The following is a 23170-nucleotide window of genomic DNA, read 5'->3' on the forward strand; positions in this document are numbered from 1 at the left end:
CATGATAGCAAAAATGCGTTTAGTAAACTTAACAGCCGATAAAGAAAAAGTAGACGAAGTTTTATCAAAGTTTGTCGATTTTTCTGGTTTCCATCCGGTAGATCACCAAAAAATACTGTCTACAGTACATGGTTCGTCTACATTTGAAAATGTAAACCCGGCTACAGAACTATTAGAAGAGATTCGTGAAATTGAAGAATCTTTAAATCTAACTTTATTACCTGTGAAGGTAAAAACAATTACACATAACTTAGATGAAATGCATCAATATATTGCAAACTCCCATAAGGAATTTAAAGTAGAATTTGATGATATTAAAGCACTTGAACAAGAAAACTCTAATATCTTGATTGCTTTAAAACAACTAGAAAATTTAAATCAACTGGATTTATCATTTGATGATTTATTCCAAACTAAGTTTTTAAGTGTAAGAATTGGTAAATTACCATTTGATAGTATCGAAAGAATTAATTATTACAGACATAAACCGTTTATCTTTATTCCTTTTTCTGAAGATAAAGATACTAAAGAACAATGGTGTTTATATGTTACAAGTAATGAGTTTAAACGAGAAATTGATAACTTATTTACATCCATGTACTTTGAACGTGTTTATATTCCAGAGTTTGTTCACGGAACACCTGAAAATGCTAAAGAAGCTTTAAGAGAAGTAATTGTTAAAAATGAAAAAGAAATTGATGAATTTAGAACAATACTCATTAACTTAGGATTGAAGTACCAAGAAAAATTAGGGGTTATAAAAAGTACCTTAGAGTTTATAGACTTGATGTATAAAGCTAAAAGACATGTTGTTTTATTAGGGGATAGAATGTCACTTTCAGGTTTTATTGAAGCAAACAAAGTTGAAGAGTTTAAAAACATATTTAAAGATATGGAAAGTGTTCAAATTGATGATAATGATGCATTAAGTGATAAGCGATTTAATCCGCCTACTAAGTTACGTAACAACTGGTTTAGTAAGCCATTTGAAATGTATGTTGAAATGTATGGTATTCCCACATATGGTGGTATTGATCCAACAAGTCTAATGGCAATTACCTATACTTTATTATTTGGTATTATGTTTGGAGATTTAGGACAAGGACTTGCATTATCATTAATCGGATTTTTATTAGGTAAGTTTAAAAATTGGAGTTTAGGTCCAATTATTACAAGAATTGGTTTAAGTGGAGCTTTCTTTGGTATCTTATATGGGGAATTCTTTGGTAATCAATCATTCTTGATGCCGCTTTATGATAAATTAGGGATATCCTTCTTACCATTTCATGCCATGTCGGGTGGTAATACTATGACATTGGTATTAATGTCTGTAGGATTAGGGGCTCTCCTACTTATCATGTCAATTGGCGTTGGTACTTATTATAAGTTCAAGGCAAAAGATTATGCACAAGCAATTTGTTCGCCAAATGGTGTATCTGGATTTCTATTTTATGGATACATATTATTTGGAATCGTTGGCACAATGTTATTACAAATTAAAGGACTATTTTCAATTGTTCCAGTAATTTTACTTATTGTCATACCAATCATATTAATATTCTTACAAGAACCAATACACCGTAAATTTCATGGAGAAAAAATGTTTCCTGATGGTATTGGTGGGTTCTTAACTGAAGGTATATTTGAACTATTTGAAATCATTTTAAGTTATGTTACTAATACATTATCATTCTTACGTGTTGCCGGATTCGTTTTAGTTCACGCAGGATTAATGATGGTTGTAAATACCTTAGCAAATGACGGTCAAAATATAGTTGCACTGGCATTAGGAAATTTATTTGTTATGGGTCTTGAAGGCTTACTAGTAAGTATTCAAGTATTAAGATTAGAGTTTTACGAAATGTTTTCACGTTACTATGATGGTGACGGAATTGTATTTAATCCAATATCTTAGGAGGAAAAATAAATGGAATGGATTTTATTAGGAATTATTGTTTTAGGAATTATCTTTATCGCATTACCTTTAATTAAAGTATTTAAAGGAAGTGTTTCAGCATTAAGTGCTAAAAAAAGAATTATTTTACACATCGGATTATTTGCAACCTTTTTCTTTGCTGTAGCAATTGTTGCACCTTTTGCATTTGCAGCTAACCTAGCAGATCCAGGTGTTGCTGATTCAGGATTCTTTTATCAAGCAGCTGCATTTGGTTATCTAGGAGCAGCAATCTCAACTGGAGCATCCGCTTTAGGTGCAGGTATAGCCGTTGCAGCAGCAGCACCAGCAGCGATTGGTGCAATTTCAGAAAACCCAAAGAACTTAGGGAAATCATTAATTTTCGTTGCTTTAGGTGAAGGGGTTGCAATTTATGGTATGTTGGTATCTATTTTAATTTTAAATACGATTCCATCAATCGCGTAAATAGATTAGAGGTTTTAAAAAATGAGGTTTTATCTTTTAAGTGATAATGTTGATACGCTTGTAGGCATGCGTCTTGTAGGTATTGAAGGTGTAATCATACATAAAAAAGAAGACTTAGTTGCAAAGTTAAAAGAAATTATTGAAGATGATACAATCGCAATCGTTTTAATGACGACTAAAGTTATTTTACTGGCACCAGAATTAATTTCTGAATTAAAACTTAGAAATCAAAACCCATTATTTGTAGAAATTCCAGATAGACATGGCGATACCAATATGGGTGAATCCATAGATAGTTATGTATCCAAAGCAATTGGTGTCAAACTTATAAAGTAGGTGTATGATGAAATATAACAGTACAGATGATTTAGGTACTTATTTTAAAGTATCGATTGAAAAAGAATCTAAAAGTGAAATTGAATCGCTCACAAAAGAAATTGAAGGTTTAAAAGCTGAGGCGAGAAATCAATTTATTAAAGAACTTGAAGAAGAAAAATTAACTATCCTTGCATCACGTGCAAGAGATATATATAAAGAATATCAAGAAGACTTATCTGTTAAGCAGCGTACACTTGATCTTTTAGTCATGGATAAAAGAATGCATTTAATAGATGAATTGTTTATTGAATTAGAAAATAAGATTAAGGTATTTAAAGAAACACCTCAATCTAAAAAATGGTTCAATAAAAAGTTAAATCAATATGATATAAAATTATTTGATACCATCGAATTAAATGAAAAAGATAAAGATTTGGCACCTAAAGGTTTAAATGTAAAGATTAATAATAATATTCGTGCAGGTTTTGTTTTATATAATGAAAAATTAAACCGTGTAGTTTCTGAAACAATTTCAACAAACTTAAAAGAAGCACGCCAATATTTTTATGAAACAGCCAAATGGTTTAGTGAGTAAATATGATGAAAAATACTATATATGCAATTAATGGTCCAGTTGTAAAACTAAATGCCACAGATACATTTAAAATGTTAGAAATGGTTTATGTTGGACCCAATAAATTAATCGGTGAAGTCATATCCATATCAGATAAAGAAACAATTATTCAAGTTTATGAAACAACTCAAGGCCTAAAAGTTGGTGATGAAGTCTATTCAACAGGTGAACTTGTATCTATTATGTTAGGACCTGGTTTAATGGGTAATATTTATGATGGTGTTTTAAGACCACTTCAAACGATTGAAAAAAATGATGGTCATTATATTAAAGCAGGATCAAGTTTACCTAGTCTTGATTTAGATAAAACCTATGAAATTGAAGTTACAGCCCAAGAAGGTACTTTTTTAAGTGCTGGTATGAGTTATGGTAAATTAAAAGAAACAAAATCAATCACTCACCGTTTAATGATTCCTCCAATGTATGAAGGTATCGTAAAAAAAATAAAACCATCAGGTATTTATAAGGTGAGGGATTCAATTATTACACTAGAAACTAAAACAGGAGATATTGACTTAAATCTGTATCATATTTGGCCAATTAAAAAGCCAAGACCAGTTTTAGAAAGACTTGAATTAAACACACCTTTAATTACCGGACAACGTGTTATCGACACATTTTTTCCGATTGCTAAAGGTGGTACTGCAGCAATCCCAGGTGGTTTTGGTACAGGCAAAACAATGTTACAACACCAATTAGCTAAATGGTCAGATGCAGATATTATTGTTTATATTGGTTGTGGGGAACGTGGTAATGAAATGACTCAAGTATTAGATGAATTCACTAAACTTGTAGACCCAAGAACAAATGAAACATTAATGGACAGAACAATTTTAATCGCAAACACATCCAATATGCCGGTTGCAGCTCGTGAGGCAAGTATTTATACAGGCTTAACAGTTGCTGAATACTATAGAGATATGGGTTATCATGTTGCGATTATGGCGGATTCTACATCACGTTGGGCAGAAGCTTTAAGAGAAATTTCTGCACGTTTAGAAGAAATTCCTGCTGAAGAAGGCTATCCATCTTATCTTCCAAGTAGAATTTCTAAGTTCTATGAACGTGCTGGAATGATGGTAAACCAAAATAGATCTGTAGGTTCTGTTTCTATTATTGGTGCTGTATCTCCACAAGGTGCAGACTTTAGTGAGCCAGTAACTCAAAATACAAAACGTTTTGTTAGAGCATTTTGGGCACTAGATAAAAATCTTGCTTATCAAAGACACTTTGCTGCAATCAATTGGAATTTAAGTTATTCAGAATATATTAATGAATTATCTAGTTGGTATGATAATACACTTGATCCTAAGTTTTTAAAGAACCGTTCAAGATTATTAACCATTTTAGCAGAAGAAAATAAATTGCTTGAAATAGCAAGTCTTATGGGTTCTGATGTATTACCAGATAATCAAAAATTAACAATTGAAATCGGTCGTGTTATCCGTACTGGTTTCCTCCAACAAAATGCATTTCATAAAGTGGATACATTTGTACCATTAAATAAACAATTAAAAATGATGGATGTCATATTATATTTATATGATGCATCATTAAAATTCATTGAAAAAGGAAAAGCTTTATCAATGATTATAAAAACTAAATTATTTGATGATGTTATTCAAATGAAATATGAAATCGATAATGAAAATTTAGAACCACTTGAATTATTAAAAATTAAGATACGTCAAACCATTGACCAAATTATTTAAAGAAAGGATCGATTAATATTATGAGTTTAGAATATATTGGCTTAAAAGGTATTAGAGGTCCAATCATCTTTTTAGAAGGTTCTGATGGTATCGGATATGAAGATGTCGTTGAAATACGCCTTGAAAATAATGAACTAAGACATGGCCGTGTTATTGAAATTACAGGAGATATTGTCGCAGTTGAAGTATTTGAAGGTACAGACGGCATGATGTTAAAAGATGTACACACTAAGTTTTTAGGACACCCATTAAAAATGGGTTTATCTAAAGAAGTATTAGGTCGTACATTTAATGGTGTAGGACATCCAATTGATGGACTTGGACCAATATTTTCAAATCAAAGACTGGATTTAAATGGCGAGGCAATTAACCCAGTATCAAGAAAATACCCTAAAAACTTCATTGAAACAGGAATTTCAGCAATTGATACTTTAACTACACTAATTCGTGGACAAAAACTACCTATATTTACATCAACAGGTTTGACACATAATGAACTTGCTGTTGAAATTGTAAAACATGCAAAAATTGCTGAGAAAGAACATGAAAAGTTTTGTATCGTATTTGCTGCAATGGGTGTTAAACATGATGTGGCACAATACTTTAAATCACAATTTGAACAAGCGCATGTCATGGATAGAGTTTCAATGTTTATAAATACAGCATCAGAACCAATTGTGGAACGTATATTAGCACCACGTGCGGCACTGACAACTGCTGAATATTTAGCATTTTATGAAGATTATCATGTACTGGTTATCATGACTGATATGACAAGTTATTGTGAAGCATTAAGAGAGTTTTCATCCTCAAAAGGTGAAATACCTGGTAGAAAAGGATATCCTGGGTATATGTATTCTGATCTTTCAAGTTTATATGAAAGAGCAGGAATGATTGAAGGAAAAATTGGATCAGTTACACAAATTCCAATTTTAACCATGCCAAATAATGATATGACTCATCCTATACCAGACTTAACAGGATATATTACAGAAGGTCAAATTGTATTAGATCCAGAATTAAAACAAAGAAACATCTTTCCACCAATTAATGTATTACCATCCCTTTCAAGATTAATGAAGGATGGTATTGGTAAAGATTTTACCAGACATGATCATGGGATTGTATCCGATCAATTACTTGCAGCTTATGCAAAATATAAAGAAGTGACATCACTTAGTCAAGTAATCGGTGAAGATGAACTAAGTGATAATGATCAATCATTTCTATTATTTGGTAAACTTTTTGAACAACACTTTTTAAATCAAGGTGAAACATCAAGAAGATTAGGCGAATCTTTAGATTTAGGCTGGGATTTATTAAGCATACTACCACCTGAACAATTAACAAGACTTAGCAAAGAACAAATAAGTACCTATCTACATAAAGATAAAGCACTTTTACGTTTTAATTTATTAGAAAATAATCAAATTGAAAGAATTTTAGGAAAGAACTGATAAATAATGAATAATGTAATTCCTACAAAGGGCAATTTAATAAACTTAAAGGCCAAACAAACCTTAGCATCCAATGGTGAGGTTTTATTAGATAGGAAAAAAAATATATTTATTCAAGAAGTATTAACATTGGTACAAGATATATCAGATATTCGTATTAAAATTCAAAATACATATAAAAAAGCATATCAAGCACTACAAGATGCAAATATTACTTTAGGTATAGTTAGTGAGATTGCAAAAGCAATCCCAATAGACCAAAACTTAAGTATATCTTATCGATCTTTAATGGGTGTTGATTTGCCTGTAATCACATATGAAAGACCATCTATTCGTCTATCTTATGGACTACGTTCAACAAACTCAAAGTTTGACTATGCCTATAAAACATTTCAAGAAGCAAGAGACTTAACAGTTGAACTTGTTAGATTAGAATCCTCACTTTACCGCTTATCTAATGCCATTAGACAAACTAAAAAAAGACATAATGCACTTAAAAATGTTGTATTACCTAAATTAGCTAATGATATTAAATGGATACACGATAGATTAGAAGCAGAAGACCAAGAAGAGTTTATTCGTTTAAAGACAATTAAGAATAAAAAGATAAAAGGAATGTAAAATGACAGATAAAAAACAAATAATTAAAATAATTAAAAATGTTTTATATTATGGACTTATTATATTTTTATTATTTGTTATATCAATTTCTTTATTTATTCCAAATGGGCTTGTTAAAATATTAGGTGTTGGTTGGTATAGGGTTGTATCAGATTCAATGGAACCAACTATTATGACAGGAGATTTTATTGTTGTAGTAAATGATACGGATGTAAATAATTTTAAAGATGGTGACATAATTATTTTTGAAACATACTTTTATAATGATAAAATTGGTGCTTATATAAAAGATGCAGTAACACATCATTTTTATAAACTAGATGAAGATGGATATATCATTACATATCCACACTCACAATATAATAAAGATCCAGAATTAAGAATTACTGATCAGTGGAGAAAATCAGCAACTGAAATACATAAAGTCACTAAAGATGACCTCATAGGTCGTCATAAATTAACCATTCCAATGGCTACTTTCAAAGCATTTATTACATCTCCTTACGGTATTGGAGTAATTATTATTAATATAGGTCTAATTACAGGATTAGTAATCATATATAAAAATGATAAAAAGAAACTAGAGGAAAAAAATAAAGATGTGGACAACTTGGATCAGTAAAGAAAGTAAAAAACCTTATTTTAAAAACTTAATGGACACACTTGAAAATGAAATTCAAACTAAAACCATTTATCCTAAAAAAGATAACTGGTTTTTTGCTTTTGAAGTATTTACTACTAATGAATTAAAAGTAGTGATTTTAGGTCAAGATCCATATCATAGTCCAAATCAAGCACATGGTTTAAGCTTTTCAACATTAAATGAAAAATTACCACCAAGCTTAAAAAATATATTTAAAGAACTTTATAATGACTTAAATATATCTAATTCAAATCAAGGCGATTTAACTTCTTGGGCAAAACAAGGTGTTTTATTACTTAATACAATCTTAACAGTTGAACAAGGTAAACCTCTATCCCATAAAAATTTAGGATGGGAAATATTTACCCTAGAAATCATAAAACAAATAAATTTACTTAATCAACCCATCGTCTTTATTTTATGGGGAAATCAAGCAAGATCTTATAAAAAATATTTAAATAATCCAAAACATTTATATATTGAAAGTGCTCATCCATCTCCTTTATCAGCATATAATGGTTTTTTTGGTTCGAAACCATTTTCGAAAACTAACGACTTTTTAAAAAATCAAGGAGTTAAACCTATTGATTGGAAATTATAATAAGGTATAATGAATTAAACCATATAGATGGGAAATATGCGTCAAGTGTCAAGATTCTTGTGGATAGGTCTTGAACGAACATAATTAATTATGGCGGTGTATTTCTCATAGATCCCACATTTTTTAGTGGATCTCTAAAATTAGGAGGTCTTTTTTCATGGTAAAAAAAGAAATAAGAAAATTAACACTCGCAGCAACACTCACCGCATTTTCTATTGTTTTAGATATTTTATTTAAAACAATTGTTCCCTCAAATCTATCCTTTGGATTTCCATTTTATGCAATTCCCTTAGTTATTGGTTCGATTGTATTAGGACCAATTTATGGTGGAGTTATGGGATTTTTATCAGATGCCATCGGTTTTTTTGCTGCCCCGAAAGGTGATTACAATTTTATATTTGCATTACAAGCAATTAGTTGGGGTATTGTCCCATTTTTAATTGCAAGAAGAAACTCAAAAATTTGGCGTGTTTCTTTAGCTATTTTAGTAACGCATATAATCGCATCTACATTATCCACATTTGCCGATTTTATGTTCCAATACTTAACTCTAGGTAAAGATTATGAACAAGCACTTATGATTGCAGGTTTAAATGTACCTTTAAGACTTATGATGATGCCTGTAAATATTGTTATCATATCATTTATAACTTATCAGGTGAATATGAGATTAGAGCCATTATATGTTGAATTTTTTCATGAAGCACGCGCATAAAAAAAATCCCAATCGGGATTTTTTATTTATCAAGAATTTTCTGAGTCAAAATAAGGTGCTGCAACAGATGCTAAGAATGCGCCAATCATAGGTCCTATTATAAATATCCATAATTCATTTAAGGCTTTACCACCTTGGAATAATGCCGGGAATATAGAACGTGCTGGATTTATACTTGCATTGGTTAAGTTTCCGGTAAAATAGATTAATGCTGTTAAGGTTAATCCTATAATTAAACCACTAACCATATGAAGAGTTTTTTCTTTGGTAACTCGTAAAATTACAAATACAAAGATAAATGTAGCAATTACCTCAACAAGTAATGCAAGTAATAATACTAATAAATCGGTTTGAACTCCAAAGTCTGTTAATACTTGATTAGCTGCTAAATTATCAAGACTACCAATAAATGGAACTAAACATAAAACTGCAAATAAAGAACCAAGTAGTTGTGCTATAATATATAGTCCGAAGTCTTTCCAACTTAGGCGTTTAGTTAGTGCCATACCAAATGTAACAGCTGGGTTAAAATGCCCACCAGAACTATTACCTAAAGTGTAAATCATTGCCATTAAAATTAATCCAAAGGCAAGACCAATACTAGATAATTCTAAATTTAAAACTGCAGCAGTTAAACCTACGAGGACCAAAGAAAAAGTACCAATAAATTCTGCAATATATGCTTTCATATTCATGTATTATCAATCTCCTTTAAGTATAATTATATAACAAACAATTAAAAACCATACTATTTTCTCTTAAGTTAAATAATGGTATAATCAAAGTGGTGAAAATATGATAAAAATAATAGGTGCTGGATTTGCAGGCAGCGAAGCTGCTTATTATCTAGCCAACAAAGGTATTAAAGTAAAACTATATGAAATGAGACCCGTTAAACAAACCCCTGCACACGTTACATCTGATTTTGCAGAACTTGTTTGTTCAAACTCATTTCGTTCAAATGATCCATTAAATGCAGTGGGTCTTTTAAAAGAGGAAATGCGAAAATTTAACTCGCTTGTTTTAGATACAGCAGAAATCTATAAAGTTCCTGCAGGTTCAAGTTTAGCTGTTGACAGAATTCTTTTTGCAAAACATGTGACTCAAGTGATTAAAAACCATCCGAATATTGAGGTTATTAATGAAGAGGTAACAACACTTAATAAAGATGAATTTACAATCATTGCTGCAGGACCTTTAGCAAGTGATAAACTTTCATTAGAAATTAAAGAACATCTACAAGAAGAAAGCCTAAACTTTTTTGATGCAGTAGCTCCAATTATAGATGCTAAATCTATTAATATGGATATTGCATATTTGAAATCAAGATATGATAAAGATGTTGCTGCCTATATTAATTGTCCAATGAATAAAGAAGAATATGAAGCTTTTTATCATGCACTAATTACTGCAGATAGAGTTGTACCAAAAGATTTTGAAAATAATGTTTTTGAAGGATGTATGCCGGTTGAAGATATGGCAACTAGAGGTATTCAAACATTACTTTATGGACCGTTAAAGCCAGTTGGTTTAAGAAAACCAAATGGTGAAAAACCTTATGCAGTCGTACAACTTAGACAAGATGACTTAAATAAGACAATGTATAATATGGTTGGTTTTCAAACCCATTTAAAATGGGGTGAACAAAAACGTATTATTCAAATGATACCTGGTCTTGAAAATGCAGAAATATTAAGATATGGAGTCATCCATAAAAATACTTATTTAGAGTCTCCTAAACATCTTAACAATGCATTCCAAGTAAAAAACAATCCTAAATGGTTTTTTGCTGGACAAATTAGTGGTGTAGAAGGTTATGTAGAATCTGCAGCCTCAGGTTTAAATGCTGCAATTAATCTTTATAACTATATAAAAACAGGGAAAATTAACCCACTACCTAAAGATACAATGATGGGTGCAATGGCACGTTATATATCAAGTTACCATAATACATTTGTACCTATGAATGCTAATTTTGGTTTACTTGATGAGGTGATTGCTAAAAAGTTTGAACGTAAACAAATGTATTATGAGCGTGCAATGAAAGCCTTAAATGAATATATGAGTGAGGCTGTTTAATATGGATATACTTCGTAATTATGAAGATTACTTATTGATTGAAAAAAACTATAGTGAACATACAATAAAAAACTATATAATTGACATTAAAGGGTTTGAATCTTTTTTAATTAACGAAGGATTTGCAGATAGTTTACTTGGTGCAACAAGAATACGTCTAGCAAGAAACTATCTATCTTATTTAGACAACAATAATTTTAGTAAAAAATCAATTTCAAGAAAAATATCTAGTTTAAAAAACTTCTATAATTATCTTCAAAAAAATAATTATATTGAAGTAAATATATTTTCTGATATTAAAGCACCTAAAGTACCTAAGAATCTTCCTCATATTATTGATGAGGAAGCTATCAAATATTTATTTGATTCACTAGATACTTCAACACCTTTAGGTTATAGAAACCTAGTGATATTAGATTTATTATATAGTTGTGGCTTACGTGCAAGTGAACTTATAGAATTAACTGTTGGTGATATATATTTATCAAGTGCTCAAATACTTATTCATGGTAAAGGTGGCAAAGATAGATATGTTATCCTCCACCAAAAACTAATAGAAGAACTTAAACATTACTTATCTTTTATAAGGGTTGCATTAATTAGTAAAGGTGATCTAACAAATGAAAAAAGATTATTTATTAATTATAAGGGAGGTCCACTAACCACTAGAGGACTTCGAACAATCCTTGATCAATTAATTAAAAAAAGTGGTGAAACATATAATCTACATCCACATATGCTTAGACATGCATTTGCAACCTCAATGCTTAATCATGGTGCAGATTTAAGAATTGTCCAAGAACTATTAGGACACAAAAATTTAAAATCAACTCAAATATATACACACGTTTCCAAAGAAAAAATGAAGGAAGTATATAACCAAACACACCCAAGGATGAATGTAAATGTTAAAAATAAGTGATACAATTATTGAACCAGGTACAGAAGAAAAAAAGGTAAATAAAACACGCACAACAGTTCGCGGTATTATTTATAAAAACAACAAACTTTTAATGGTTTATGCAAAAAAATTTAATGATTACACATTTCCGGGTGGTGGCAAGAAAAAAGATGAAGATATGATAGAGGCACTTCAAAGAGAATTAAAAGAAGAACTTGGTGCTAAAGAAATACTTAATATAAAACCCTTTGGTTATATAGAAGAAAAAAGATATGGCATATCTGGTTCTGACTCGGTATATCTTCAAACATCATATTACTTCACCTTAGATATTAATGGCAAAGGTGAACAAATACTTGAAGCTCGTGAAATTGAACATGGTGTGGACCCTCAATGGATTGATATAGATGAGGCTATTAAAGCAAATGAGCTGGCAATAAGTAAATTAAATAAACATAAAGGTATGATGACTGTTTTACCTAGAGAAGTTACAGTATTAAAATACTTAAAAAAACAATTAATAAAAGAGGGAATAGATGAGGAAGTTTGAAATAGTAACAAGTTTTATGGATAAATTTATTAATTTACCAAAACGAGCAACCAAATATAGTGCAGGCTATGATATTGAAAGTGCAATTGAAATAAGTATTAACCCTGGAGAAATTAAAAAAATTGATACAGGTATTAAAGTTTTTATGGATAAAGATGAGGTTTTAATGATTTATCCAAGATCATCCTTAGGAATCAAAAAAGGACTGATTACATCTAATGCAGTTGGTATTATTGATAGAGACTACTACAATAATCCAGACAATGAAGGACATATCATGATTCCTTTATATAATTTTAGTAAAGAAATCGTACACATTAAAAAAGGTGAAAGAATTGCTCAAGGTATTTTTCAAAAATACTTAATTACTGAAGATGACGATGCCAATAGCGAACGCATCGGTGGATTTGGGAGCTCAGGAAAATAAAAAATGAAAAAAATATTAATTTTACCACTACTAGTATTAAGTTTATTTTTAGTTGCATGTCAAGAAGATTTAACTAAAAATATAGAAGTTACATATATATCAGGTACAGATGTATTATTTACAGATACAGTCGAATCAAATAATTTATTTTTACCAAGTCAAAAACCAACAAAAGCAAATTATGAATTTGGTGGTTGGTATTTAGATCAAGACTTTTTATATCCGGCACCATTTGGTTCTGGAGTAAATGAAAATATAACACTTTATGCAAAATGGAATTTAATAGATGATACGGCACCATTTGATATGATTACATGGTTAACAAATAATAAAGAAGCTGTTTTAGATATATTAGCACTTGAAAATGCAGGTTATACTACTGAACAAATACTAGAACTTGTTGATATCGCACAAAAAAAATTAATAGAAAAAGCGCACCAAAGTGTCGTTAAAATAGATATTACAGGTGGTGCGAATGTTGATTCTGGTGGTTCTGGGGTGATTTATCAAAAGTTAGGAAATACATACTATGTCATCACTAATGAACACGTTACATCAGGTACACAATCTAGTGACTTTGAAATCACAGTATTTACTAAAACAGGAACTAAATCATATACATCAGTCACAAAGGTTTCAGAAACATATGCAAAAGATTTAGCAATATTAAAGTTTACTACAACCGATCAATTAGAAGTTATGCCACTAGCAAATGATGATGTAATTAAAAACGGTGGTATTGTATTTGCTTTAGGTTCACCGGTTTGGTTTGATGATATTGTGACTCAAGGTGTTATATCATACAATAAATTAAATGACGATGACGGTGAAGGATTTAATGCCGATGTCATTATGCACTCAGCACCAATGAATCCTGGTAACTCTGGTGGTGCCTTAATTAATGTTTATGGACAACTTGTTGGTATAAATGCATATAGTTATCCAACATATGACACAGAAAATGATTTACAAATGTATAACTTTGCAATCCACATTTCTGAGGTTAAAGCATACATTCAAGGCAAATCATAATCAATTTTTTTAATCATTATGTTATTTCAAACAAAAACATTCAAAAATTAATAAATAAGCGTTGCAAAACCTATATCTTTATGGTATATTAAAAAGGCTGTTAAATACACATGTAACATGTTCCTTTAGTCAGGTGCTATAGACAAATAGTGGCTAAAGTAAAAAGTGTTGCAGAGGAAAATAACTAAAAATCGAAAGGAAGTATATTAAATGGCAGTAGTATCAATGAAACAACTCCTAGAATCTGGCGTACATTTTGGACACCAAACTAGAAGATGGAACCCTAAAATGGCTCCATACATCTTTACATCACGTAAAGATATCCACATTATCGACTTAAAGCGTACAGCGCTTGAAATCGAAAAAGCATATTCAGCTTTATTTGACATCGTTAAAGAAGGCGGAAATGTATTATTTGTAGGAACAAAGAAACAAGCATCAGAAGCAGTTAAAGAAGAAGCTATCCGTTCAGGTCAATTCTATGTTGATCACAGATGGTTAGGTGGAACATTAACAAACTTCAAAACAATTAGAAAACGTATTAAATTATTACATGATTTATATGCTGATGAAGCAAATGGTACATGGGCTAAATTACCTAAGAAAGAAGTATTAGGTTTATCAAGACAACGTACTAAACTAGAAAGATTCTTAGGTGGTATTAAAGATATGCAACGTTTACCACAAGCAATCTTTGTAGTTGACCCAAGAACTGAAGAAATCGCAGTACTTGAAGCACGTAAATTAGGTATTCCTGTATTTGGTATTGTAGATACAAACTGTGACCCAGATTTAGTAGACTACATTATTCCAGCTAACGATGATGCAATCCGTGCTGTTAAATTATTAACATGGGTTATGGCAAATGCTGTAATCGAAGCTAACGGTGGCGTTGTTGAAAAATATGAAGATGAAGAAGTATCTTTTGAACAAGAAAAAGATAGTCGTCCAAATCAAAAACCAAGACAACCAAGACAAGATCAAAACAGACAACCAAGACAAGAATTTAAAAAAGAATTCAAAAAAGAAGCACCAGTCGTAAAAGAAGCACAAGAAGTTGCTCCAACAACTGAAGAAGTATCAACTGAAGATTTATCCACTTTGAAAGTTCAAGATTTAAGAGATCTTGCTAAAGCAAAGGGAATTGAAAATTACTCTAAACTAAAAAAACAAGAATTAATCGACGCATTAAACGAGTAAAATTTACAAAGGGGATGAATTGTTCATCCCTTTATTTTATGAAAATAAGAACATAATATAGTATAATAAATATGAAAAATAGATTAAGGAGAAATTTATAATGGTTATCACAGCAGCTATGGTTAAAGAATTAAGACAAAAAACCGGTGCAGGTATGTTAGACTGCAAAAAAGCATTAGAAGAAACAAATGGTAATGTTGAAGAAGCAGCAACATTATTAAGAGAAAAAGGTATGGCTAAAGCAGCTAAAAAAGCTGATAGAATTGCTGCAGAAGGTTTAACTTCTGTTGTAGTTAATGGAAATGATGCAATCTTATTTGAATTAAACTCAGAAACAGACTTTGTTGCTAAAAACAAACAATTTACTGACCTGTTAAATTCATTAGGGCAATTATTCATCCATTCAAATGCGACTTCAGTAGAAGAAGCATTACTACTTACAAATGAAGAAGGTAAAACAGTAGATACAATCATCTTAGAAGCTACATCAACAATTGGTGAGAAAATCTCTTTAAGACGTTTAGTACGCGTAACCAAAGAAGATAGCCAAGGATTTGGTTCATACATCCATATGGGTGGAAAAATTTCAGTACTTACAGTACTAGAAACTCCAAACGAAGAATTAGCTAAAGACTTAGCAATGCACATCACAGTATTTAACCCACAATTCCTAAGCAGACAAGATGTTGACCAAAAAACAATTGATATTGAAACTAAAATTATTTCTGAACAAATGGCAAATGACGAATCACTTCAAGGTAAACCAGAAAAGATTTTATCAGGTATCCTACAAGGTAAATTAAGTAAAGTATTACAAGAAATCGTATTATTAGATCAAGGTTTTGTTAAAGACCCATCTGTTAAAGTAAGTAATCATTTAAAATCCAATAACAACAATATCTTAAGCTATGTTAGATTAGAAGTTGGAGAAGGTATCGAAAAACGTGTTGAAGACTTCGCAGCCGAAGTTATGGCACAAATTAAATAATTAATTACTTAAGAACAAGGGGTGGTTATAATGTATAAACGTGTAATTCTAAAACTTTCAGGTGAAGCATTAAAAGGTGATGGACAATATGGTATTGATCCAAAAACCGTTAAAAAGATTGCTCTTGAAGTGAAAAAAGTAAAAGAAGCTGGCATTGAAGTTGCTATAGTTGTCGGTGCTGGTAATTTATGGCGTGGTAAAACTGGTGAAGAACTTGGTATGGACCGTGCACAAGCAGACTATATGGGAATGCTTGGAACAATCATGAACAGTTTATCTTTGCAAGATGCTTTAGAAGCTATTGGTGTACCTACACGTGTAATGACTGCCCTACAAATATCTGCAGTTGCAGAACCCTATATTCGTAGACGCGCATTAAGACACTTTGAAAAGGGGCGCGTCGTCGTATTAGCAGGTGGTACCGGATCACCATATTTCTCAACAGATACAACAGCAGCATTACGTGCAGCTGAACTGAATGCAGATGTTATTTTAATGGCTAAAAATGGTGTAGATGGTGTTTATGATAAAGACCCTAATAAACATTTAGATGCTGTTAAATTAAATCTCGTATCACATCAAGAAGTTTTAGAAAAAAATCTACAAATCATGGATTCAACAGCAGCTAGTTTATGTAAAGACAATCATATAGAAATATTAGTTTTTGATATGAATGTAAAAGATAATATTCTTAAAGCTGCAAAAGGAGATTCCATCGGTACAATTGTAAAGAATGGAGTAAACCAATGAATGAACAAGCAGATATGATTTTATTAGAAACTGAAGAAAAAATGGAAAAAAGCATTCACGCACTTGAGCGAGAATACGCATCTGTTCGTACAGGCCGTGCAAACCCAAATATGCTAGATCGTATTATGGTTTCATATTACGGTGTAGATACACCACTTAAACAAGTGGCGTCTATCTCAGTTCCGGAAGCGCAACAACTTTATATTAAACCATTTGATAAATCAGTTTTAAAAGATATCGAATATGCAATTAACACATCCAACCTAGAATTACCTCCAAGAAATGATGGTACAGGAATCAGGTTATTGTTACCACCATTAACTGGCGAAAGACGTCGTCAACTTGTAAAAGATGTAGAGAAAATGGCTGAAGCAGGTAAAGTAGCAATTCGCCATATCAGACGTGAAGGCAATGAACATTTAAAGAAATTAGATTTAACCGAAGATGATGAAAAAGGTTATTTAGAAGATGTTCAAAAATTAACAGATGACTATGTAGCTAGAGTAGACAAGCTAACTAAGGAAAAATCCGACGAATTATTAGATGTTTAATCATTTACCACCAATTCATTTGTAATTGGTGGTTTTTATTTGGTATAATAAAGAAAAAAGGAGAATTTTTATGAAAGCATTTGATCAATTATCAAAAGTTGTCAAATTAGTTTTACAGTTTTTCTTTGGATGGCTTATCTCTGGACTTTATAGAATCATCAAAGGGGTCAAAGAAAGCAATGTGGTTACAATTGTTGTTGGTGTCTTAGCACTTTTCACAGGTATTGGGAACTTTATTTTCTGGGTTGTTGATTTCGTTACAATTTTATTAGATAATAAAATTAGAGTTCTTGCATAAAAAATTATTAAAATAAGCTGCCAGTTTAAATCTGGCAGTTTTATTTTTAATGATAATTAGATATAATAGAATTAATCAAAAAAGGAGATAATTACCATGAAATTTATAGAATGGATGGATAATCTATCATTTACAGGTAAGATTATTATGTCATTACCACTTCTTGATTTATCTTGGGGGATTTATAGAATAATAAAGGGTGCTGAATATAAAAACTCAACTCTATTGGTTATCGGTATTCTATGGATCGTTCTAGGTTGGAATATCTTGTGGATTATTGACTTAGTAACGACACTTATACAAGGTAAACCAGTCTTAACTGATTTACTTTAAAACAAAATGGCATACCATGGTATGCCATTTTTGTTTATGGTATAATGTTAATAATTATTTATGATTAACCTTAACAATATCAATACATAAAAAGAAAGGACTTATTTAAATTTAAATAATTTAAATAAAGTGAATTTGATATGAAAATTGAAGGATTTAAGTTTCATGGCACGAATAAAGCATTTTATGCACACTATAAAAATGGGGCTTGGGATGAAGGTAAACTAGATACATCTATTAATTTTGAAATTTCATCTTTAGCGGTTGCAATACAATATGGACAATCAGTATTTGAAGGATTAAAAGCTTATAGAGCAAAAGATGGTCGAACATTACTTTTCAGACCTGAGGCAAATGCTAAAAGACTACAAGGTAGTTGTGAAAGATTAATGATACCGCCTGTTCCAATGGAATTATTTATAAAAGCAGTTAAATTAGTTGTAAAAGAAAATAAAGATTTGGTACCAAGTTATGAATCAAAAGGTTCTTTATATATTAGACCGTTTGTAATTGGTACAGAAACTGTTATGGGTGTACGGTCAGCTAATGAGTTTTTATTTGGTGTTGTTGCAACACCTGTGGGTAGTTATTTTAAAGATGGATTTAACTCTATTCGTTTAACAACAACACCATATGATAGGGCTGCACCAAATGGATTAGGTCATATTAAGTCAGGAGCTAACTATGCTGCAAGTTTATACCCTAAATATTTAGCACAGCAACAAGGATTTGATGATTGTCTATATTTAGATCCTAAAACACACACTAAAATAGATGAAACTGGTGCAACAAATATCATCGGCATCAAAGGAAACCAGTTTATTACACCACAATCCAGATCAATACTACCAAGTATTACAAATAACTCACTTCAAATGATTGCAGATAAGTTATTAGGTATGGAAGTTATACGACGTGAAATACCTTTAAATGAAATATCTTCCTTTGATGAATTAGGGGCATGTGGCACAGCTGCTGTAATTACTCCAATTGAAAGTGTACAAGATGAAAATAAAGTTTATAAATTAAAATCTAACAAAGTTTTACACAAATTACATGATTTACTTCAAAGTATCCAGTTTGGTGATATTAATGAAGATTTTGGATGGGTAATTGAGGTTTAGTTTGTTATAATTGATTTAGTTAGGAAGGACTTATTTCTATATGAATAATAATAAATTACCCAATCATGTAGCAATCATTTTAGATGGAAATGGTCGTTGGGCAAAAAAATATAAATTACCTCGTTCTGCTGGTCATTACAGAGGTGGTATGAATTTAGCAAAAATAGCTGAGCATGCCAATAAAATAGGAATTAAAGAATTAAGTGTGTACGCTTTTTCAACTGAAAATTGGGTTAGACCCCAAGAAGAAGTTGATTATTTAATGACTAAACCTATTGAAATAGTAAATGAAAATTTAGACCGTATAATAAATGCCAATATTAAATTAGTATTTAAAGGTAGAAAAGACAGACTAAAAAAAGATATATTGGATTTAATGGATAAGTTAGAAAATGATACAAGAAACTTTAGTGGAATGATACTAAATGTTTGTATAGACTATGGTAGTTATGATGAGATTCTTACTGCTATTGGAAAAATGAAAGAAAATACATTAGAAGCATTCAATGAAAATCTAATGGTTAAAAATCCTGTGGATTTTTTAATACGTACAGGTGGAGAAATTAGATTATCAAATTTTTTATTATGGCAGATAGCTTATGCTGAACTATATTTTACAAAAAGGTATTGGCCAAGCTTTCGACCAAAAGATTTTGATAAAGCATTAAAGGAGTTTTCAAAACGTCAACGCCGTTTTGGGGGAATAAAATCATGAGAAAACGAATAATTACTGCACTTGTACTTGCAATTATCTTAATACCTGTAACAGTTTTAAATTTTCCATTTTGGGTATTTAATATCTTTCAATTATTTATGATGGCTTTTGTGGTTATTGCATCATTAGAAATGATACGTATGTATGAAAAAGAAAAGCCAATTAAACCAATAGTTCAAATAGTTATTATTGTACTTGCATTATTAACTTATATGAATATGGGTGGAATGATTGCACCTTTAGAACCCAATGTTTTTCCTGGTTTAATTTTAATTACTATAAATTTAAATCCAGTTATAATCATATCGATTACGACGATATTATTACTAAGTTTCTTAGTCTTTATAGATGATTTCACAGGAACTGATTTAGGAAAAGCATTTACGATTATTAATTATGTTGGTTTAGGAGCTGCTGCTATAACAATTCTACGATATTTAGGTGTTAGATTTATTGTATATGTGGCACTAATTTCTATGACAACAGATATTTTTGCATTCTTTTTTGGAATCGCCTTCGGGAAACATAAAATGGCACCAAGAATCTCACCTAAGAAATCATGGGAAGGTGCGATTGCTGGTACAATATTTGGAACATTAGTTGCATCATTATTTGCAATATTTTATGGACAAATTTTCACACCTGAAGGAATTTTTGGTGGTATGTTTAATCCAGACGGATATATGACAATATTTGATAACTTTACAAGTATTGGTAATGAAAAACTATTGATACAAGCCTTAATTATCGTACCAATTACATTATTAGGATCAATTGCTGCGCAAATTGGTGATTTAGTTGCATCTAAACTAAAAAGAAACTATGATATAAAAGACTTCGGAACTATTTTTCCTGGTCATGGTGGTGTTTTAGATAGATTTGATTCAATATTATTTTTAGGAATATTATTCTTAAGTATATTCATTGTTATTAAACAATTCTATCCACTATAAATTTTTTTTAAACTTAAAAATTAAAGGAGCACAGATGTGGAAGTTTTTGAACTTATATTTAACTTAATCATATTTTTATTAGTTTTAACAGCGATCATATCAATACATGAACTAGGACATTTTATATTTGCTAAAAGAGCAGGTATACTTATCCATGAGTTTTCAATTGGTATGGGGCCAGCAATTGCAATGAAACAAAAAGGTGATACAAAATACGCTATACGTGCAATACCACTGGGTGGTTATGTGGCAATGAGTGGCGAAAATGGTGATAATGCACTTATTTCAAAAGGCTCAGTTATTGGACTTTGTCTAAATGAAATTGGATTAGTAACAGAAATTCTTTTAGATAAAACATGCAAACAACCACTTATTTATGGTGAGGTTGTAGACTTTGATTTATTTGGTAAAAATTTAAGTGAACTTTATATAGAACTTAAAACAGAAGATGGATCAATATCAAGATATCAAGTTACACGTGATGCTAAATATATCTATCAAAAAACAAAAGATTTACAAATTACTCCAGAAGAATCATCCTTTGCATCAAAAACTATATGGCAAAGATTCTTAGTCTTGTTTATGGGACCAATGATGAATTTCTTATTAGCACTACTTATATTATTTATTGTTGCAATTATTCAAGGTAAGCCTTTAGAAAATAACGTTGTTGATATTTCTAGTAACCCTGGTTTAATTGCAGGTGATGTGATTACTGAAATTAATGGTATTGAAGTTTCTAATATTGATGAAATCAGAGCAGTTTCCAATAATTTAAATCAGCATATAGTTCCAGTTGTTGTTACAAGAAATGGTTCTCCAGAATCTATTAATTTATATGTAACTATTGTTTTACAAAACTTTGGACTTGTAAATGATTTAAATGATAACAATAAAGATTTAGCAATTATTGGTGGTCTTGGTGGTAAAGCAAAATCAGCAGGATTAGATATAGGTGATGAGATTACTCATATTAATGATGTTTCTGTATCTAACTGGTCAGATATAATTGAAATTGCTAGAAATTATAATAGTAATACTATAAAAGTGGATGTCCTCAGATCTGGGGAAGCTAGAAGCTATACTTATGAAGTACTAAGTGCTGAATCATTAAAATCACTAGGTTATGAAAGTGTATCTGTACGCTTTGGTTTCCAAACTGGATATGCATTTGATTTTATACATATGATCACATATCCATTCCAAAAATTTGGAAGTTCGGTTACAGAAATGATTGCTACATTAAGTTTACTATTTAATCCTAATAGTGGTGTTGGTGTATCTGATTTAGCAGGACCTGTTGGAATATTTAGTTTAGTTTCTAATGCAGCACAAGGTGGATTTATAAGTTTAATGATATTTGTTGCATTCTTATCAGTCAATATTGGACTGATGAATCTCTTACCAATACCAGCTCTTGATGGTGGTAGACTCATTTTCTTAGGCTATGAAGCAATTTCAAAGAAAAAAATTCCACCAAAGTTTGAATTGTATGTCAATAATGCATTCTTTATATTATTATTAATGCTCTTTGTATATGTAACTTGGAATGACATTTTAAGATTATTCACATAATTTGAAAATACAAAAAGGCCTACCTAGTGGGTCTTTTTTATATGTTTTAGTAGAATAATACGCCTTTTTAATATATATAAGAATTAGTTTTACTTTTTTATAAAAAAAACGATTTTAAAGGTTGACTTAATAGTTAAGTGTGTTAAAATAAGAAAGGTCTCAACTTTAGAAGGCGAAATCAAACTCTTATCTATAAGATAAATACTAAAATCAACAAAATGAAAAAAGATGTTGACAAGGTAAAATTATAATGATAGAATGATTAAGCGCTCAAATGAGAGACGCAAAAATTAAGTCTTTGAAAACTGAATGATGATGAACAAGAGAAAACAAAAATAAGAGCTAAAATCAAAACAAAACATAAAATTATATGGAGAGTTTGATCCTGGCTCAGGATGAACGCTGGCGGCGTGCCTAATACATGCAAGTCGAACGAAGCATCTTCGGATGCTTAGTGGCGAACGGGTGAGTAACACGTAGATAACCTACCCTAGACTCGAGGATAACTCCGGGAAACTGGAGCTAATACTGGATAGGATATAGAGATAATTTCTTTATATTTAAAGATTTATCGGTCTAGGAGGGGTCTGCGGCGCATTAGTTAGTTGGTGGG

The 23170-nt window shown here is 30.7% G+C and carries 26 protein-coding genes, 1 rRNA gene and 1 pseudogene; 27 read left to right on the forward strand and 1 reads right to left on the reverse strand.

All coding sequences use genetic code 11. The features are described from left to right. Position 1 precedes the first annotated feature (1 nt). The 10 genes from G324_RS0105885 (at position 2) to G324_RS07745 (ending at position 9081) form a co-directional block, all read left to right on the forward strand. Positions 2-1915, forward strand: a complete 1914-nt coding sequence (locus tag G324_RS0105885) for a V-type ATP synthase subunit I (protein ID WP_035357555.1) — start codon at positions 2-4, stop codon at positions 1913-1915. Between the two features lie 12 nt (positions 1916-1927). Then, complete coding sequence (locus G324_RS0105890) at positions 1928-2380, forward strand: ATP synthase subunit C (RefSeq protein ID WP_025725465.1); 453 nt, start codon at positions 1928-1930, stop codon at positions 2378-2380. A gap of 21 nt (positions 2381-2401) precedes the next feature. Further along, entirely contained in the window at positions 2402-2716 is a 315-nt protein-coding gene (locus G324_RS0105895) for a V-type ATP synthase subunit F (RefSeq protein ID WP_025725466.1), read from the forward strand. Positions 2717-2723: 7 nt separating this feature from the next. Then, positions 2724-3293, forward strand: coding sequence for a hypothetical protein (locus tag G324_RS0105900; RefSeq protein WP_025725467.1), 570 nt, complete (start codon positions 2724-2726; stop codon positions 3291-3293). A 2-nt stretch (positions 3294-3295) separates the two neighbouring features. Beyond that, entirely contained in the window at positions 3296-5044 is a 1749-nt protein-coding gene (locus tag G324_RS0105905; protein WP_025725468.1) for a V-type ATP synthase subunit A, read from the forward strand. A gap of 20 nt (positions 5045-5064) precedes the next feature. After that, a complete protein-coding gene (locus G324_RS0105910) occupies positions 5065-6501 on the forward strand; it encodes a V-type ATP synthase subunit B (RefSeq protein ID WP_162146951.1) in 1437 nt (478 codons plus the stop codon). A gap of 6 nt (positions 6502-6507) precedes the next feature. Then, the gene (locus G324_RS0105915) at positions 6508-7122 is read left to right on the forward strand and encodes a V-type ATP synthase subunit D (RefSeq protein WP_025725470.1); all 615 of its coding nucleotides are present in this window, start codon (positions 6508-6510) and stop codon (positions 7120-7122) included. A 1-nt stretch (position 7123) separates the two neighbouring features. Beyond that, positions 7124-7744, forward strand: a complete 621-nt coding sequence (locus G324_RS0105920) for a signal peptidase I (protein WP_025725471.1) — start codon at positions 7124-7126, stop codon at positions 7742-7744. Beyond that, positions 7722-8366, forward strand: a complete 645-nt coding sequence (locus G324_RS0105925) for a uracil-DNA glycosylase (RefSeq protein ID WP_025725472.1) — start codon at positions 7722-7724, stop codon at positions 8364-8366. Before G324_RS0105920 ends, G324_RS0105925 begins: the two co-directional genes overlap by 23 nt. Before the next feature lie 157 nt (positions 8367-8523). Further along, positions 8524-9081: a folate family ECF transporter S component gene (locus G324_RS07745; protein ID WP_025725473.1), complete on the forward strand. Its 558-nt coding sequence runs from the start codon at positions 8524-8526 to the stop codon at positions 9079-9081. Positions 9082-9110: 29 nt separating this feature from the next. Here G324_RS07745 and G324_RS0105940 read toward each other — a convergent pair whose 3' ends face one another. Beyond that, complete coding sequence (locus tag G324_RS0105940) at positions 9111-9776, reverse strand: MIP/aquaporin family protein (RefSeq protein WP_210994120.1); 666 nt, start codon at positions 9774-9776, stop codon at positions 9111-9113. Positions 9777-9876: 100 nt separating this feature from the next. Between G324_RS0105940 and trmFO the strand changes: the two genes are divergently transcribed. The 17 genes and pseudogenes from trmFO to G324_RS0106020 form a co-directional block, all read left to right on the forward strand. Continuing rightward, positions 9877-11160, forward strand: coding sequence for a methylenetetrahydrofolate--tRNA-(uracil(54)-C(5))-methyltransferase (FADH(2)-oxidizing) TrmFO (gene trmFO / locus G324_RS0105945; RefSeq protein ID WP_025725475.1), 1284 nt, complete (start codon positions 9877-9879; stop codon positions 11158-11160). Between the two features lies 1 nt (position 11161). Further along, entirely contained in the window at positions 11162-12082 is a 921-nt protein-coding gene (xerA, locus tag G324_RS0105950; protein ID WP_162146952.1) for a site-specific tyrosine recombinase/integron integrase, read from the forward strand. Continuing rightward, positions 12066-12611 carry an NUDIX hydrolase gene (locus tag G324_RS07410; protein WP_162146953.1) on the forward strand — a complete coding sequence of 182 codons (546 nt, stop codon included), beginning with the start codon at positions 12066-12068 and terminating at the stop codon, positions 12609-12611. The genes xerA and G324_RS07410 overlap by 17 nt, the downstream gene beginning before the upstream one ends. After that, entirely contained in the window at positions 12598-13038 is a 441-nt protein-coding gene (dut, locus tag G324_RS0105960; protein WP_025725478.1) for a dUTP diphosphatase, read from the forward strand. The genes G324_RS07410 and dut overlap by 14 nt, the downstream gene beginning before the upstream one ends. Before the next feature lie 3 nt (positions 13039-13041). Further along, positions 13042-14070: a trypsin-like peptidase domain-containing protein gene (locus G324_RS07750; RefSeq protein WP_025725479.1), complete on the forward strand. Its 1029-nt coding sequence runs from the start codon at positions 13042-13044 to the stop codon at positions 14068-14070. Between the two features lie 210 nt (positions 14071-14280). After that, positions 14281-15087, forward strand: a pseudogene (gene rpsB, locus G324_RS0105970) (30S ribosomal protein S2); the annotation flags it as partial. An 84-nt stretch (positions 15088-15171) separates the two neighbouring features. Next, positions 15172-15270, forward strand: a complete 99-nt coding sequence (locus G324_RS08170; RefSeq protein WP_245587897.1) for a Rho termination factor N-terminal domain-containing protein — start codon at positions 15172-15174, stop codon at positions 15268-15270. 100 nt (positions 15271-15370) lie between these two features. After that, complete coding sequence (gene tsf, locus G324_RS0105975) at positions 15371-16258, forward strand: translation elongation factor Ts (RefSeq protein WP_025725481.1); 888 nt, start codon at positions 15371-15373, stop codon at positions 16256-16258. Positions 16259-16288: 30 nt separating this feature from the next. Beyond that, positions 16289-17008: a UMP kinase gene (gene pyrH, locus G324_RS0105980; protein ID WP_162146954.1), complete on the forward strand. Its 720-nt coding sequence runs from the start codon at positions 16289-16291 to the stop codon at positions 17006-17008. After that, positions 17005-17559 (forward strand): ribosome recycling factor, encoded by a 555-nt coding sequence (gene frr / locus G324_RS0105985; protein WP_025725483.1) that lies wholly within the window; start codon positions 17005-17007, stop codon positions 17557-17559. Before pyrH ends, frr begins: the two co-directional genes overlap by 4 nt. A gap of 70 nt (positions 17560-17629) precedes the next feature. Next, positions 17630-17857 (forward strand): hypothetical protein, encoded by a 228-nt coding sequence (locus G324_RS0105990; protein WP_025725484.1) that lies wholly within the window; start codon positions 17630-17632, stop codon positions 17855-17857. Between the two features lie 96 nt (positions 17858-17953). Then, positions 17954-18190 carry a hypothetical protein gene (locus G324_RS0105995; RefSeq protein ID WP_025725485.1) on the forward strand — a complete coding sequence of 79 codons (237 nt, stop codon included), beginning with the start codon at positions 17954-17956 and terminating at the stop codon, positions 18188-18190. Between the two features lie 140 nt (positions 18191-18330). Next, on the forward strand, positions 18331-19314 hold the full coding sequence (locus tag G324_RS0106000; RefSeq protein ID WP_025725486.1) for a branched-chain amino acid aminotransferase: 984 nt from the start codon (positions 18331-18333) through the stop codon (positions 19312-19314). Between the two features lie 40 nt (positions 19315-19354). Continuing rightward, complete coding sequence (gene uppS, locus G324_RS0106005; protein ID WP_162146955.1) at positions 19355-20029, forward strand: polyprenyl diphosphate synthase; 675 nt, start codon at positions 19355-19357, stop codon at positions 20027-20029. After that, positions 20026-20982 (forward strand): phosphatidate cytidylyltransferase, encoded by a 957-nt coding sequence (locus tag G324_RS0106010; RefSeq protein WP_025725488.1) that lies wholly within the window; start codon positions 20026-20028, stop codon positions 20980-20982. The genes uppS and G324_RS0106010 overlap by 4 nt, the downstream gene beginning before the upstream one ends. A 36-nt stretch (positions 20983-21018) precedes the next feature. After that, entirely contained in the window at positions 21019-22557 is a 1539-nt protein-coding gene (gene rseP / locus G324_RS07755; protein WP_025725489.1) for an RIP metalloprotease RseP, read from the forward strand. 367 nt (positions 22558-22924) lie between these two features. Next, positions 22925-23170 (forward strand): 16S ribosomal RNA (locus G324_RS0106020); the annotation flags it as partial.

It is taken from the genome of Acholeplasma granularum ATCC 19168 (genome assembly GCF_000526235.1).
Lineage (GTDB): Bacteria > Bacillota_I > Bacilli_A > Acholeplasmatales > Acholeplasmataceae > Acholeplasma > Acholeplasma granularum.

Coding starts and splice junctions, on each gene's coding strand:
- G324_RS0105905 (WP_025725468.1), top strand. CDS start 3,296: ATGATGAAAAATACTATATATGCAATTAATGGTCCAGTTGTAAAACTA.
- xerA (WP_162146952.1), top strand. CDS start 11,162: ATGGATATACTTCGTAATTATGAAGATTACTTATTGATTGAAAAAAAC.
- G324_RS0105940 (WP_210994120.1), bottom strand. CDS start 9,776: ATGAATATGAAAGCATATATTGCAGAATTTATTGGTACTTTTTCTTTG.
- tsf (WP_025725481.1), top strand. CDS start 15,371: ATGGTTATCACAGCAGCTATGGTTAAAGAATTAAGACAAAAAACCGGT.
- dut (WP_025725478.1), top strand. CDS start 12,598: ATGAGGAAGTTTGAAATAGTAACAAGTTTTATGGATAAATTTATTAAT.
- pyrH (WP_162146954.1), top strand. CDS start 16,289: ATGTATAAACGTGTAATTCTAAAACTTTCAGGTGAAGCATTAAAAGGT.
- G324_RS0105900 (WP_025725467.1), top strand. CDS start 2,724: ATGAAATATAACAGTACAGATGATTTAGGTACTTATTTTAAAGTATCG.
- G324_RS07750 (WP_025725479.1), top strand. CDS start 13,042: ATGAAAAAAATATTAATTTTACCACTACTAGTATTAAGTTTATTTTTA.
- G324_RS0106010 (WP_025725488.1), top strand. CDS start 20,026: ATGAGAAAACGAATAATTACTGCACTTGTACTTGCAATTATCTTAATA.
- G324_RS0105915 (WP_025725470.1), top strand. CDS start 6,508: ATGAATAATGTAATTCCTACAAAGGGCAATTTAATAAACTTAAAGGCC.
- G324_RS0106000 (WP_025725486.1), top strand. CDS start 18,331: ATGAAAATTGAAGGATTTAAGTTTCATGGCACGAATAAAGCATTTTAT.
- G324_RS0105895 (WP_025725466.1), top strand. CDS start 2,402: ATGAGGTTTTATCTTTTAAGTGATAATGTTGATACGCTTGTAGGCATG.
- trmFO (WP_025725475.1), top strand. CDS start 9,877: ATGATAAAAATAATAGGTGCTGGATTTGCAGGCAGCGAAGCTGCTTAT.
- G324_RS0105910 (WP_162146951.1), top strand. CDS start 5,065: ATGAGTTTAGAATATATTGGCTTAAAAGGTATTAGAGGTCCAATCATC.
- G324_RS0105890 (WP_025725465.1), top strand. CDS start 1,928: ATGGAATGGATTTTATTAGGAATTATTGTTTTAGGAATTATCTTTATC.
- G324_RS0105920 (WP_025725471.1), top strand. CDS start 7,124: ATGACAGATAAAAAACAAATAATTAAAATAATTAAAAATGTTTTATAT.
- G324_RS0105995 (WP_025725485.1), top strand. CDS start 17,954: ATGAAATTTATAGAATGGATGGATAATCTATCATTTACAGGTAAGATT.
- G324_RS0105885 (WP_035357555.1), top strand. CDS start 2: ATGATAGCAAAAATGCGTTTAGTAAACTTAACAGCCGATAAAGAAAAA.
- frr (WP_025725483.1), top strand. CDS start 17,005: ATGAATGAACAAGCAGATATGATTTTATTAGAAACTGAAGAAAAAATG.
- uppS (WP_162146955.1), top strand. CDS start 19,355: ATGAATAATAATAAATTACCCAATCATGTAGCAATCATTTTAGATGGA.
- G324_RS0105990 (WP_025725484.1), top strand. CDS start 17,630: ATGAAAGCATTTGATCAATTATCAAAAGTTGTCAAATTAGTTTTACAG.
- G324_RS07410 (WP_162146953.1), top strand. CDS start 12,066: ATGTTAAAAATAAGTGATACAATTATTGAACCAGGTACAGAAGAAAAA.
- G324_RS0105925 (WP_025725472.1), top strand. CDS start 7,722: ATGTGGACAACTTGGATCAGTAAAGAAAGTAAAAAACCTTATTTTAAA.
- G324_RS07745 (WP_025725473.1), top strand. CDS start 8,524: ATGGTAAAAAAAGAAATAAGAAAATTAACACTCGCAGCAACACTCACC.